14 protein-coding genes are annotated in these 12,520 nt (G+C 65.0%); 3 read left to right on the forward strand and 11 right to left on the reverse strand.

Going from position 1 to position 12,520, the window contains the following annotated elements; translation table 11 throughout:
• Window positions 1–18: 18 nt before the first annotated feature.
• Both AC1GI4_RS04245 and AC1GI4_RS04250 read left to right on the forward strand, forming a co-directional pair.
• Complete coding sequence (locus tag AC1GI4_RS04245; RefSeq protein WP_479628685.1) at window positions 19–738, forward strand: helix-turn-helix domain-containing protein; 720 nt, start codon at window positions 19–21, stop codon at window positions 736–738.
• 12 nt (window positions 739–750) lie between these two features.
• Complete coding sequence (locus AC1GI4_RS04250) at window positions 751–1,281, forward strand: hypothetical protein (RefSeq protein WP_479628686.1); 531 nt, start codon at window positions 751–753, stop codon at window positions 1,279–1,281.
• Between the two features lie 891 nt (window positions 1,282–2,172).
• Here AC1GI4_RS04250 and proC read toward each other — a convergent pair.
• From proC to AC1GI4_RS04275, 5 genes are all read right to left on the reverse strand, one after another.
• Window positions 2,173–2,973, reverse strand: coding sequence for a pyrroline-5-carboxylate reductase (proC, locus tag AC1GI4_RS04255; protein WP_479628687.1), 801 nt, complete (start codon window positions 2,971–2,973; stop codon window positions 2,173–2,175).
• A complete protein-coding gene (locus tag AC1GI4_RS04260) occupies window positions 2,970–3,473 on the reverse strand; it encodes a type III secretion system chaperone family protein (protein WP_175312383.1) in 504 nt (167 codons plus the stop codon). The genes proC and AC1GI4_RS04260 overlap by 4 nt, the downstream gene beginning before the upstream one ends.
• Before the next feature lie 138 nt (window positions 3,474–3,611).
• The gene (locus tag AC1GI4_RS04265; RefSeq protein ID WP_294275017.1) at window positions 3,612–3,893 is read right to left on the reverse strand and encodes an accessory factor UbiK family protein; all 282 of its coding nucleotides are present in this window, start codon (window positions 3,891–3,893) and stop codon (window positions 3,612–3,614) included.
• Between the two features lie 21 nt (window positions 3,894–3,914).
• Window positions 3,915–4,484: a TspO/MBR family protein gene (locus AC1GI4_RS04270; protein ID WP_479628688.1), complete on the reverse strand. Its 570-nt coding sequence runs from the start codon at window positions 4,482–4,484 to the stop codon at window positions 3,915–3,917.
• 72 nt (window positions 4,485–4,556) lie between these two features.
• Window positions 4,557–5,291, reverse strand: coding sequence for a TlyA family RNA methyltransferase (locus AC1GI4_RS04275; RefSeq protein ID WP_294275015.1), 735 nt, complete (start codon window positions 5,289–5,291; stop codon window positions 4,557–4,559).
• 164 nt (window positions 5,292–5,455) lie between these two features.
• Between AC1GI4_RS04275 and AC1GI4_RS04280 the strand changes: the two genes are divergently transcribed.
• Entirely contained in the window at window positions 5,456–6,136 is a 681-nt protein-coding gene (locus tag AC1GI4_RS04280) for an RBBP9/YdeN family alpha/beta hydrolase (protein ID WP_433910966.1), read from the forward strand.
• Between the two features lie 327 nt (window positions 6,137–6,463).
• Here AC1GI4_RS04280 and AC1GI4_RS04285 read toward each other — a convergent pair whose 3' ends face one another.
• From AC1GI4_RS04285 to AC1GI4_RS04310, 6 genes are all read right to left on the reverse strand, one after another.
• A complete protein-coding gene (locus AC1GI4_RS04285; protein WP_479628689.1) occupies window positions 6,464–6,637 on the reverse strand; it encodes a hypothetical protein in 174 nt (57 codons plus the stop codon).
• Entirely contained in the window at window positions 6,634–8,559 is a 1,926-nt protein-coding gene (gene dxs, locus AC1GI4_RS04290) for a 1-deoxy-D-xylulose-5-phosphate synthase (RefSeq protein ID WP_433910968.1), read from the reverse strand. The genes AC1GI4_RS04285 and dxs overlap by 4 nt, the downstream gene beginning before the upstream one ends.
• A gap of 123 nt (window positions 8,560–8,682) precedes the next feature.
• Window positions 8,683–9,387: a hypothetical protein gene (locus AC1GI4_RS04295; RefSeq protein WP_479628690.1), complete on the reverse strand. Its 705-nt coding sequence runs from the start codon at window positions 9,385–9,387 to the stop codon at window positions 8,683–8,685.
• A 98-nt stretch (window positions 9,388–9,485) separates the two neighbouring features.
• Window positions 9,486–9,797, reverse strand: coding sequence for a hypothetical protein (locus AC1GI4_RS04300; protein ID WP_479628691.1), 312 nt, complete (start codon window positions 9,795–9,797; stop codon window positions 9,486–9,488).
• A 156-nt stretch (window positions 9,798–9,953) separates the two neighbouring features.
• Window positions 9,954–10,547 (reverse strand): hypothetical protein, encoded by a 594-nt coding sequence (locus tag AC1GI4_RS04305; protein ID WP_433910971.1) that lies wholly within the window; start codon window positions 10,545–10,547, stop codon window positions 9,954–9,956.
• Window positions 10,548–10,601: 54 nt separating this feature from the next.
• Complete coding sequence (locus AC1GI4_RS04310; RefSeq protein ID WP_479630347.1) at window positions 10,602–12,413, reverse strand: DUF885 domain-containing protein; 1,812 nt, start codon at window positions 12,411–12,413, stop codon at window positions 10,602–10,604.
• Window positions 12,414–12,520 lie beyond the last annotated feature (107 nt).

Raw genomic sequence — 12,520 nt, forward strand, 5'->3', positions numbered from 1 at the left:
GAGTTAAAATCCACATTCGTGGACCATGGGACCACAAAAACGGACAGTCAAGACACATTCGCGAAATCAATGGCGTCGCGCGTTCGCGCTCGTGCGCAGGAACTTGATCTAAGTCAGACGGATGTGGCGGATCGGGCGGGTATCAAACGCTCAAGCATGGGCAATTACTGGCCTGGCGACCGAGCTTACCCGGTTGAGGTGGTTCCACGTTTGGCTGAAGCCCTTTCTACAAACGTAGAATGGCTCCTAACCGGGCGCACAGTGGTGTCACGCGGGGCTCTCACAGACGCCTCCGACGCCGACTGGATCGACGTTCCTTTGTATGACCTGCGGAATGTCGAGGACCATTCCTTGGGCCTGCCTGAGCTGACGACGCCAGTCCGCCGCGATTGGTTGAGCACGAATGTCCGCACGACCTCGGGCCTATGGCTGACCAGGCTGCTAAGTGACTATCGCGCCGCCGATCTGCACGAAGGCATGATGGTTCTTTGCCGTTCTATTGAGGCGGCGGAACTGGCTGAAGGCCACCTATGCCTCTGGCGATACAACGGCAGCATCGTGATCGGTCGTTTTTCGGTGGTCGCTGATGCTCTTGCATCGGCGGGCATCAAGTCGTTTAGCCCGGATGGCGATTACCAAACCCACGAACTTGCAATTGCGCCATCCAAAATCGCAGACGGAGACGACGGCTATCATTTGGTTGGTCGCATTCTAAGCACCTTCATGCGGCCAATTTAAAAGGGGGACAGCATGGCTTTCACGGCTTTGGTCGCTTTGATTGCGATCAGCACACCTCAGGTGCCCGATCGTAAATACGAGGGCGACTGGTACGTCAGCGACACCACAGACAATAACACTGGCGAGCGGGAGGTGTATGCTTTCCAAACTCACATTGAAAAAGATGATCCGTACGTGACCCTCTCAATGCGCTGTGTTGCTGGCAAACCGGAGTTCGTGGTGGAGTGGCAGGACGTCGAATTTCCCACGACGACCGCCTTGACGATAGGGCCGGTGCGTGACGCCGACTCTGAGCCGGATGAAAAGCCGTACGTATTCGTCAAGGCCGATCCCAAAGACGTTTTGCAGCGCGGCCTTCATGCTTCACCCGAGACGTCTCGTTCGATCATCGCGGCGCTTGGCCCGTCAAAATATGCCACGTTCACCGCCCATGTGCCGTCCCGCAGCCTGACGGTTGGCATAAAGGTCAACGGCACCCAACAGGCGTGGGCCCGCGTCATCCGACACTGTCCTGTGAAGACCCTCCAGCGACCGCCGCTATAAGATGGCTGGGCGAACCGCAAAGCCGCCCCTCGAACGGATAGCCCGTGCCCTTTGCATCGCCGAAGGGCATTCGCCTGACATACGGTTCGAGGGGCGGCCGATGTGGGTAAGCTATTTACCAGCAGCTGAAGCGGCGCTTGCCGCGATCGGCGAGCCCAGTACGGCTATGATCGACGCAGCGGGAAGCGTCGGCTTCGATCAGGATGCGGCGCGACGCTGCTGGTCGGCGATGTACCTGGCCGCAAAAATGGGTCCCACTTAATCCACGAATGAAATGCTGCACCGACGCGGGGCAGACTATAAAATCGCGTTAAATCAATGACTACCCACTTTATGCGGCTTTGCGGGTAAGTGGGACCGGCTGGGTCCCACTTCTTTATGCATAAACGGTCGCCGATCGTGGCAGCGCGATCCTCTAAGAGGTCGCTGAAAGCCCACTTTTCCGTCACTCAGAGGTGTCTAAGAGGCCCGCGCCGCCGCCGCGCCCGACTCCAGCTGCTCTTGTCCAGGACCTGTCAATTTGCCCCACGACTCTTGACAACCCAGCGCCCGCGCCGCGCCGCCGATGATCGGTGGAAAGTCCCGGAAAACCGCCATTGGCTCACCAAATCCCGGATGATCCCACCTGATCCCGTCTACTCCAGCCTGTCCTGTCACCCCTCATCCGCAAGCGTGCGACCCGTGGCGAGGCCCCACCCCAACCCCTCCCCTGAAGGGGAGGGGCTCGCCTTGGTTCAACGCAACGTCATCACGGTCTAGACGGTAGGGTGTCATGCTCTCGAAACGGGGACACCCCTCCACCAGCTTCGCTGGCCCCCCTCCCCTTGCAGGGGAGGAATGTACAGACATCCCGTCTTCCGGGTGTCCTTACTTCCGAAATTGGCGGCTGTGTCAGCGTCGCGCGGCGGCTGCCATTTCGCGATTGCGCCGTTCCGAGGCCGTCAGCGTATCGGCCATGAGGCGTTTAAGCGCGTCGCCCGCGTCGAGCACCTTCAGCCCTTCGCGCGTCGAACCACCGGGACTGGCCACCCGATCCGCCAGCACGGCGGGCGGGGCATCGGCTGTGATCGCCATGGCCCCTGCCCCGTCGACGGTCGCCAGCGCAAGCTGCTGCGCCAGTTCGGGCGATAGCCCCAGCCCGACACCAGCCTGCGCCATGGCATCGATGAAGCGGAACACGAAGGCAGGGCCACATCCCGCCAGCGCGGTGACGGCATCGAAGCGCGCTTCGTCCTCCACCCAGGGGGCAAGGCCCAGCGGGCGAGCCAGTGCCTCGGCGGCGGCGCGGACGGTTGGATCGGTGGAGCGGGTGTAGAGCGCCGTCACCCCCTGCCCGATCGCGACCGGCAGGTTGGGCATCATCCGCACCACCGCACCCGCCGGGATACGGCTGGCCAGCGCCTGTTCCTCCACCCCGGCCAGGATCGACAGCAGGATCGCGGGGTTCAGATGCGCCAGCGTCGGGGCAATGTCGTCCAGCTGCTGCGGCTTGAACCCCAGCATCAGGATCGCGGGCGTCTCGTCGACCGGCAGTGCCGTCAGCGAGCGGACGCCCTCGGGCGCGCGCATTCCACTTCGGGTAATGACGGTGACTTGCGCGTGATCCAGCCCTTCGGCCAGCCAGCGGCGGAGCATCGCCCCCGCCATATTGCCGCAGCCGATCAGCCAGATCGGGCCGGACGGGAAACTCACGCCTCGCCCTGGGTTTCGATCAGCGCGGCGGCCAGTGCCTCGCGCGGGGTCTTGCCGCCCCACAGGACGAACTGGAAGACGGGATAGAAGCGTTCGCACTCCTCGATCGCCGATTCGACCAGCAATTCGGTGGCGGAGAGCGAGATGGTGCCGTCCTCGCCGCCATCGACCATCGCGGCGTGGCGATAGAGCAGGATGCCGCTGTTGGACCACAGCTCGAAATGGCCGATCCACAGCTGTTCGTTGACCAGCGCCAGCGCCTCATAGATGCTGGCACGGCGGTCTTCCGTCACCTTAATGTCGGGAAAAGCCAGGAATTGCAGGACGCTGTCATCGTCGCGCCAGAGCGCACGGAGTTCGTAGCTGGCCCAGCTGCCCTTGACCGTCGCGACGATTTCCTCGTCGTGGCGTTCATGCTCCCATCCATGCGCGGCGAAATAGGCCTCCAGCATGTCGATGGGGGCCGATTCTTCGGCTTCATGATCGGTCGATTCAAGCATCACAGGCCCTTGCGAACAAACCCAGACCAGCGCAGGTTGCACTGCGCGGGGCCGGGCCGCAAGCCGCCGGATGCTGAAATCTGTGGATAGCTGTCCGGCCATACGGGCCGGACAGACGCCGTTCAGATATCAGGCCGGTCAGGATTCCGCCCCGATCGTCGTGCCGCCGGTCGTGCCGTTCATGCGCTCTTCCAGCGCATCGAGGCGCGCCTTCAACGCATCCGCCTCGTCGCGCGCGGCCACGGCCATCGCCTTGACGACCTCGAACTCTTCGCGGCTGACGAAATCCAGCCCGCCGATCCATTCGCGCGCACGGGTCCGGGCACTCGCCTCGGCCTCGCGGCCCATGCCCGCCACGGTGCCCGCCAGGCCGTTCATCACCTTGGCGAAATCGTCGAACAGCTTGTTGTCGGCCTGCATATCAAATTCCCAAAATTCGTTTCACAGCATTTGGGAGGTCTGCGCCCCCGGCACAAGCCTTTCCGCGCCCGGATTGAGCTGATCGATCCGCCAGTTGAGCACGCCGGCAAAGGACAGCCACACCAGATAAGGCAGCATCAACCACGCCGCGCCCTTGCGAATACGCGAAAAAGCGACGGTCGTGACGATCGACAGGATCAGGATGGCGATGATGACGAACAGCGCGGGGCCGACCTTGTGCGCGCCGAAGAACAGCGGCGTCCAGGACAGGTTGAGCAGGAACTGCGCGGCGAACAGACCGATCGCGACACCCCGCCCCTTCGCCCCGCGCGCATGGACGATCATCGCCAGCGCCAGTCCGATCAGGATATAGAGCGTCGTCCACACGACCGGGAAGACCCAGCCGGGCGGGTTCAACTCGGGCTTGGTCAGCGCGACATACCAGCCATTCTCGCTGCCCGAAGGCACCGTCCGCCCCGAGGCGAAGCCCAGCAGCAGGATCAGCGGAACGATCACGACCGCCCAGCGCAGGAATGACATGCGCAACTGCCCCTTAGACGCGATCGTGCCCACTCGTTCCTCTTTCGTCATGATACCCGTCGATCTGCCCCAGGGTCGGGGCGCAGTAAACGGAAAGGTCAACGCTATCGTGCCCTAACCCGTTCAATTTCGGGAAGCGGCCACCAAAAACTCGATATTTCCCTCCGGCCCGGTGATCGGGCTCCGGGTCACGCCCGCGACATGCCAGTCGCTTTCGGTCAGCCATGCGACCACCTGATCGCACACCCGCTGATGCACCGCCGGGTCACGGACCACACCGCCCTTCCCGACTTCCTCACGCCCCGCCTCGAACTGCGGCTTGATGAGCGCGAGCAGCCGTGCGCCGGGCCTGGCGAAGCTCAAGGGCCGCTCCAGCACCTTGGCCAGCCCGATGAAGCTGGCGTCGCACACGATGATGTCGACCGGCTCGGGGATATGCACCTCGGTCAGGATGCGCGCGCTGGTCTGTTCATGGACGATGACGCGCGGGTCCTGACGCAGCGACCAGGCGAGCTGGTTGGTGCCGCTATCGACCGCATAGACGCGTGCGGCACCCTTTTGCAGGAGGACGTCGGTAAAGCCGCCGGTCGAGCTGCCCACATCGATCGCGACCGCATCGGTTACGTCCCAGCCGAAATGCTCCAGCCCGTGCGCCAGCTTGATCCCCCCGCGCGACACCCAGGGATGATCGCGCCCGCGCACGTCGAGCACGGCATCCTCGGCCAGCTGCTGACCGGGCTTGGCGATCTTCGTCTCGCCCGAAAAGACGAGGCCCGCCATCACCAGCGCCTGCGCGCGGGACCGGGATTCCACGAGTCCGCGATCCACGAGCATCTGGTCGACACGCTGCTTGGCCATCGCCCGCCCCTACAAGCCGCCTCGGCCCGTCGCAAGCGATCTTCCGCCGGGCGCATCACCTATTGCCTATTAGATTGATAGGAATATGTTCAAGCCATGGAGCGGGAGTCGGTCAGGCATCACGCCTAGCCCGCGAACCCACTCCGCTATCGAGGAGATGCCATATGGGTTCGTTCGCATCCTATGAGGCCCGCAAGCCCACGGTCCTCACCGTCCCCGGTCTCGGCGGCTCGGGCCGCTCGCACTGGCAATCCCTGTGGGAAGAGGCGCGGCCCGATACGATCCGCGTCGAACTCGGCATGTGGTCGACCCCGCATCGCAACGCCTGGGTCACGCGGCTGGATCAGGCGATCCGGCAGGCGCAGGCGCCGGTGATCCTGGCCGCGCATTCGCTGGGTTGCCTGGCGGTCGCCTGGTGGGCGGAGCTGTCGCCGCAGCCCTATGGCTGGCCGGTCGCGGGCGCCCTGCTGGTCGCGCCCGCCGATGTCGACCGCGCCGACGCGCCCGAAGCGTTGAAGGGCTTTGCGCCGTCGCCGCGAACGCCGCTCCCCTTCCCCTCGATCCTCGTTGCCAGCCAGGACGATCCGTGGATCTCGATCGACCGCGCGCACAGCCTGGCGGTCGACTGGGGCAGTCATTTCGTCGATGCCGGGCATCAGGGGCATATCAATGCCGCCAGTGGTCTCGGCTGGTGGCAGGAAGGGCAGGAACTGCTCGGCCGGGTGATCGCCGCGAGTGGAACGGATCGGCCGTCGCCATCCGGGCCTTTATCGCCGAGTGATGCGCGCGCGGTACTGGCGGTGAACGCCACCGACGCGGCGCAGGCGCATTATCTGGGACGGTGAGCGAAGCGGGGCGGATGTCGGGGCGTGCGCTTCGACTTCGCTCAGCGTGAACGGAGTTGAGGTGGCATTACCACCAACCTCCGTTCGGCCTGAGCGAAGTCGAAGGCCACGCGAAGACCTCACCAGTTGGTGCTCCCCGGCAAAGGCCGGGGTCCAGTCTCGACGAAGGTAAGAGGGAATAGCGGCATTGCGTGGGAGGCCATGGCGATCGATGGCGAGGCCTCCCACGCCTATTCACCACGCCATTGCAATCGCGCCGAAACTGGGCCCCGGCCTTCGCCGGGGAACAGCTTGGCTTTCAGGTACGTCCGTGGCCTTCGACTTCGCTCAGGCTGAACGGGAATAGGGCTCTTCTTCGGCATCGATCGCTTCCCGCTCCGCTTCGGCTTTCGCCGCTGCGGTCGCCGCCTTCATTCGCCGCCACATGCGCACGTTCACACCGATCATCATGACCACCGCCAACGTCGTGAAGACGATGACGGCGGTCCAGCCACGGATCACGCCCGCGCGCCTTCCGTGACATTGGCGCTGTTGTGGCGCAGCGCCTTCAGCACCGTCTCGACGATCGCATCGGCATCGAGGCCAGCCTGGGCATATTGCACCTCTGGCTTGTCCTGATCCTGGAAGACGTCGGGCAGGCGCATGGTGCGCAGCTTCAGCCCGCCGTCGATCAGCCCTTCGTCCGACGCCATGGTCAGGACATGCGCGCCGAAGCCGCCGATCGCGTTTTCCTCGATCGTCACCGCCACCTCATGGGTGGTCAGCATCCGGCGGATCAGCGCCTCGTCCAGCGGCTTGGCGAAGCGCAGATCGGCGACCGAGGTCGACAGCCCCTTGGCCTCCAGCGTGTCGGCGGCGCGCAACGCTTCGGCTAGGCGGGTGCCCAGCGACAGGATCGCGACCTTCTTGCCCTCCCGCACGACACGCCCCTTGCCGATCTCCAGCAGCTGCGGCGTTTCGGGCAGCGCCACGCCGACGCCGTTGCCGCGCGGATAACGCACCGCGATCGGCCCGGAGTCATGGTTGACGCAGGTGTGGACCATGTGGACCAGCTCCGCCTCGTCGGCGGCGGCCATCACCACCATGTTGGGCAGGCTGGCCAGATAGGTGACGTCGAACGACCCCGCATGGGTCGCGCCGTCCGCACCGACCAGACCCGCGCGGTCAATCGCGAAGCGAACCGGCAGGTTCTGGATCGCCACGTCATGGACCACCTGGTCATAAGCGCGCTGGAGGAAGGTCGAATAGATGGCGCAGAACGGCCGCATCCCCTGCGCCGCCAGACCCGCGGCGAAGGTCACGGCGTGCTGTTCGGCAATGCCGACGTCGAAGAAGCGCTCGGGATGCGCCTGCGCGAATCGATCCAGCCCGGTGCCCGAGGGCATGGCGGCCGTGATCGCACAGATACGCGGATCGCTGTCCGCTTCCTTCGCGAGCGTCTCGCCGAAGACATTCTGATAGGCGGGCGGCCCCGGCGGCGCCTTGGCCTGCGCGCCGGTGATGACATCGAACTTCTGGACGCCGTGATATTTGTCCGCCGCCGCCTCGGCCGGGGCATAGCCCTTGCCCTTCTTGGTGACGACGTGGATCAGGATCGGGCCTTCCTCGGCGTCGCGAACATTCTCCAGCACCGGGATCAGATGGTCGAGATTATGACCGTCGATCGGGCCGACATAATAAAAGCCCAGCTCCTCGAACAGCGTGCCACCCATGGTCATGCCGCGCGCGAACTCGTCGGTCTTCTGCGCCGCCTTCTGGAGCGGACGCGGGAAGCGCTTGGCGAGCTTCTTCAGCACGTCGCGCACGCCCAGGAACTCGCGGCTCGACACCATGCGCGACAGGTATGCCGACAGGCCACCCACCGGCGGGGCGATCGACATGTCGTTGTCGTTCAGGATCACGACCAGGCGATTGCCCGCCTGCTCGGCATTGTTCATCGCCTCATAGGCCATGCCCGCCGACATCGCGCCGTCGCCGATGACCGCGATGCCCTTGCCCGGCGTGCCCGCGAGCTTGTTGGCAACCGCAAAGCCGAGCGCGGCCGAGATCGAGGTCGAGCTGTGCGCCGCGCCGAAGGGGTCGTACTCGCTCTCGGATCGCTTGGTGAAACCCGACAGGCCGCCGCCCTGGCGAATGGTGCGAATCCGCTCCCGCCGCCCGGTCAGGATCTTGTGCGGGTAGCATTGATGCCCGACGTCCCAGATCAGCCGGTCGTCGGGCGTATTGAAGACATAATGGAGCGCGACCGTCAGTTCGACGACCCCCAGCCCGGAGCCGAGATGCCCGCCGGTGGTGCCCACGGCCGAGATCGTCTCGGTACGTAACTCGTCGGCGAGCTGCCGCAACTGATCGGGTGCCAGACGACGCAGGTCGTCGGGGGTGTGGACCGTGTCGAGCAGCGGGGTCTGAGGAATGTCTGCCATCACACCGACTTATCGCAGCAAATCGATGGTGTCGATTGCAACCGTTCACCAGATCGTCATTGTTGGGGACAGCGCCACCGCCCGAACGGCTTGCAAAATGCGCATCCCAAGCGGTTGGCAGCTTTACCCCTGGCCGGCGACCTGGGTGTGGAGGCGCGGGAACACCTCCTCCAATGTCTTGGTATCGGGCAGGATGTAGACATAGCCGCCCTTCTTGCGGAAGGTCGGGCGAAGCTGCCTGGCATAGAAGGCCTGGGGCACATTGATGCAGCCGAAGGTGATGCGATTGTCCTCCGGGGTCGGCGACAGCATCCGTTCGCGGCGCTTTTCCCTGGCCCCTGCATCCTTCGGGATCGGGTGAAGCGCGACCGAGGTCGCATAGTCGACCCACAGCACTCGCTCGCCCGCGACCGGCAGGCCGAACTTGGCGAGATAGCGCCCGGCGGGCGTCGTCTTTTCGGCTGGACCCAGCGAAGCCAGCGTCTTGGTCCCGACGCCGGGACTGGCGTCGTCGCCCGGCATGATGCCGATCAGCACCGGCTCGGCGGCCAACGGCTTGCCGTCGGGGGCGAACAGGAAGATGGTCGCATGGACCTTGTCGACGACCGCCCAGGGCAAGCCACGATTATCGTGATCGCCCATTACCCAGTTGATGACCCGCTGCGCGGCGGGTGACGGGATGACCGGGGGCGGCGCTTCGGCCACGACCTTCGGCCTGGCCTTGGCCTTGGATTTCGATTTTGCCGCCGTCGCCTTAGGCGCGCTGGCGGGAGCCGCTGCCGGGAAAAGCAAGGTCAGCGCGACCAGCGGCGCCATCAGGGATTTCATCGGGGGAGCTTACTCACGCAAAAGGCCGGTCCCTCCCCATCAAGGGGAAGGACCGGCACGGCAGGTCACATTCGTCTATGGCTTACCGTGTGACGGCATCAATGCCGCGGGCGCCGCGCTGGCTTCTGCTCCTGCACGGTCAGGCGCTGCTCGACGCCGTCGACGCGACCGCCGAGCTGGTCGAGCCGCTGACCATTTTGCTGCGCCTGGCCCGACGCGGCCTGTGCCTCGGCCAAGGCCTGCTTGGCCGTACCGTCGGTCTGCTGGAGCCGCGATTCGAGCGAGTCGACGCGCTGACTTACCGGGGCGATCTGTTCCCGCACGAAGGATTTCGTCGCGCAGCCACCAAGACTGACGGCACCCGCCAGCGCGACCACAGCGAAAAGGGATTTAGATGCAAAAGCCGACATAATTGTTCATCCAGTCGTTAACCAACCGCAACAACGAAGCCGAGCCGGATAAGTTCGACAATCCTGTTTCTGTTCGACCGTGCCGGTTTTTCGACCAAATGTTTACTGAAACTCTGTTTGTCGAATACTTTTCCGTGTTAATATGCCGTTCAGGGTTCAACGTTTGCGCGGAGCTTTCCTGGCAAACGGATCGCGCGGAATGCCGTCCGTCGCTTCATCGGGGCGGGTCACCTTGACCGGCTGGGCCTTCAGCGTCGCCACACAGTCCCGAAGCGCTGCGATCGCAACCCCGCTACCCGCCAGCGACAGGCGTTCGACCGGCACGTCGCCACGCGCGATGTTGAGCGCCAGCGACTGGGCGAGATAGGTCGGGAACGGCTTTTCGAAGCTGGTGACGAATCCCTGCTTCTCGTCCGTCGCCAGCCCGACGGCGAAATGCTTCGGATAGCCGCCGCTCGTCAGCTTGAAGTCAAGCGACAGCCGCTCCTTGGGCTTGATCGACCAATTCGCGTTCAACACGGTCAGATGGTTCGATCCGTCGCGGTCCAGCCCCAGCAGCAACGTCGTATCACCCGGCCGGTCATAGATGCGCGTCAGGAAGCACCCGTCGCCATCCTCGCTGAGCGCCAGTGTCCAATCACCGATCTTGCGCGGCATGGCATCCTTGTCGGCAGCACTCGCCCCGGTCGGCGATAGCATGGCGACCAGAGCGAGCAGTGACAGGGCGGACAGGAAACGGGACAGGTTCATGGGCATCTTCCTCCACGACCGACCCTATCCGCCCCGACCGCGATTGGCCAAGCCCTACGCCATCCGCTCGCGCACCACGCGTTCCAGCACGTCGAGCGGCATCGCGCCCAGCGTCAGGACACGGTGGAAGGCCTTGGGGTCCCATTTCGCGCCCGCCCTGGCCTTCGCCTCATCGCGCAGGCGGGTCCAGACGGTGTGCCCGATCTTGTAGCTGCACGCCTGACCCGGCCAGACGGTATAGCGGTCGATCTCGCCCTGACTGCGCCCGCGTGCGATGCCTGTGGTGGCGATCAGATAGTCGGTCGCCTTCTCGCGGCTCCAGCGCTTGGCGTGCATCCCCGAATCCACGACGAGGCGGGTCGCGCGGAACAACAGCGACTGCAGATAGCCGACCTGTCCCAACGGATTGCCCTCATACATCCCCATCTCGTCGGCGAGCTGTTCGGAATAGAGCGCCCAGCCTTCCGAATAGCCCGAATAGAAGCCGCGCCTGCGGATCAGCGGAATATCCTGGCTCTCCAGCGCCGACATGACCTGAAGGTGATGGCCCGGCACCGCCTCATGATAGGTCAGCGTCGCGAGCCCGAACTTCGGCCGATCGAACGTGTCGCGCAGATTGATGTAATAGATGGCGGGCCGCGCCCCGTCGAGCGAGGCCGACTGGTAATAGCCGCCCGGCGCGCCCGCCTGGATCGCTTCGGGCACGCGGCGAATCTCGACCGGCGCCTTGGGCAGGACCGCGAATTGTTCGGGCAGGCGCCGGGTCATGGCCGCGACCTGCGACCGCAATTGTTCGAGCAGGGCTTCGCGCCCCGGATCGGTATTGGGATAGAGTTGGTCGGGCCGCTTGTTCAGCGCGACCAGCCGCTCGCCGACGCTGCCTTGCGCCATGCCCTGCGCCTTCAGGATGCCGTCGATGCGCGCGCCGATCTCCGCCACCTGCGCCAGCCCGAGCCGGTGGATCTCGTCGCCGGTAATCTCGGTGGTGGTCGCTGCGGCGGCCGCGGCGGTATAATAGGCCTCGCCGTCCGGCAGCCGCCAGACGCCCGCGTCATGAACCGCACGGCCCCGCAATTCGGTGACGAGCGCGCGCTGCCGATCGAGCGCCGGGAAGACCCGCTCGCCCATCAGTCGCGCAACCGCCTGCGCCCGTTCAGGGGGCAGGTTGGCCGCCTTCAGCTTGGCGGCGATATCCACCGCCGGGCCGGTCGCCTCGGGCGCCTTGTCGCGCACCGCCGCCAGCTGCTTGAGCGTGGTGTCGAGGATATAGTCGGGGGCGAAGACCCCCTTGGCGGCGTCCTCCCGCTGCCGTTCGGTTTCGGCGTCGATCGTCGACCCGAACGCCTCGACCCGTGCGACATAGGCGTCGGCATCGGCGGCATTGGTGATACGGTGCTGGCCGTTGAGGAAATCGGGCACGTCGCGATAGGCGCCCGACAACTGGCTGAGAACATAAGGCGCATAGCGTCCCGCGCTCGCCCCATAAGAAAAGCGTTCGCCCGCGATTACCCGGTCCAGCCCATAGGCGAGGATATCATAGTCGAGCCGCGCCCCCTCCCCCAGCGCATCGCGCGGGATGGTGGCGAGCTGGGCACGCTCCTGCCGGGCCCGCGCGAACTCGCGCCGCTCGCCTGCCCGGGAGGCGTCGCCCAGCCGCGCCTTCAGATGCGCACGCGGCCCGGTGTCGAGGCCCAGCGAGGTCGCCTGCTCCGGGCTGTCCTCCAGCCGCGCGTAAAAGAAACGGTCCAGCATCGCCCGCAGCTCCGCATCGCGCGCGCCCGCGCTCAGAGGGTTCTTGCCCCAGGACGGCGTGGCGGCGGCCGCCGCGACCAGGCTGGCGGAGGCGAGGAACTGGCGACGCTGCATGAACACTCCCATGATGATCTTGTCATCCATGACGCTAAGCCGTTGATCCGATGCTGCAAAGCGATTTGTCGACAGGCGCGCACCGGCCCGCCTGCATCGTTTCTGCA

This window comes from Sphingomonas sp. 77B, assembly GCF_056497825.1.

Coding starts and splice junctions, on each gene's coding strand:
- AC1GI4_RS04250 (WP_479628686.1), top strand. CDS start 751: ATGGCTTTCACGGCTTTGGTCGCTTTGATTGCGATCAGCACACCTCAG.
- AC1GI4_RS04260 (WP_175312383.1), bottom strand. CDS start 3,473: ATGCTTGAATCGACCGATCATGAAGCCGAAGAATCGGCCCCCATCGAC.
- AC1GI4_RS04265 (WP_294275017.1), bottom strand. CDS start 3,893: ATGCAGGCCGACAACAAGCTGTTCGACGATTTCGCCAAGGTGATGAAC.
- AC1GI4_RS04270 (WP_479628688.1), bottom strand. CDS start 4,484: ATGACGAAAGAGGAACGAGTGGGCACGATCGCGTCTAAGGGGCAGTTG.
- AC1GI4_RS04275 (WP_294275015.1), bottom strand. CDS start 5,291: ATGGCCAAGCAGCGTGTCGACCAGATGCTCGTGGATCGCGGACTCGTG.
- AC1GI4_RS04280 (WP_433910966.1), top strand. CDS start 5,456: ATGGGTTCGTTCGCATCCTATGAGGCCCGCAAGCCCACGGTCCTCACC.
- dxs (WP_433910968.1), bottom strand. CDS start 8,559: ATGGCAGACATTCCTCAGACCCCGCTGCTCGACACGGTCCACACCCCC.
- AC1GI4_RS04295 (WP_479628690.1), bottom strand. CDS start 9,387: ATGAAATCCCTGATGGCGCCGCTGGTCGCGCTGACCTTGCTTTTCCCG.
- AC1GI4_RS04300 (WP_479628691.1), bottom strand. CDS start 9,797: ATGTCGGCTTTTGCATCTAAATCCCTTTTCGCTGTGGTCGCGCTGGCG.
- AC1GI4_RS04305 (WP_433910971.1), bottom strand. CDS start 10,547: ATGAACCTGTCCCGTTTCCTGTCCGCCCTGTCACTGCTCGCTCTGGTC.
- AC1GI4_RS04310 (WP_479630347.1), bottom strand. CDS start 12,413: ATGCAGCGTCGCCAGTTCCTCGCCTCCGCCAGCCTGGTCGCGGCGGCC.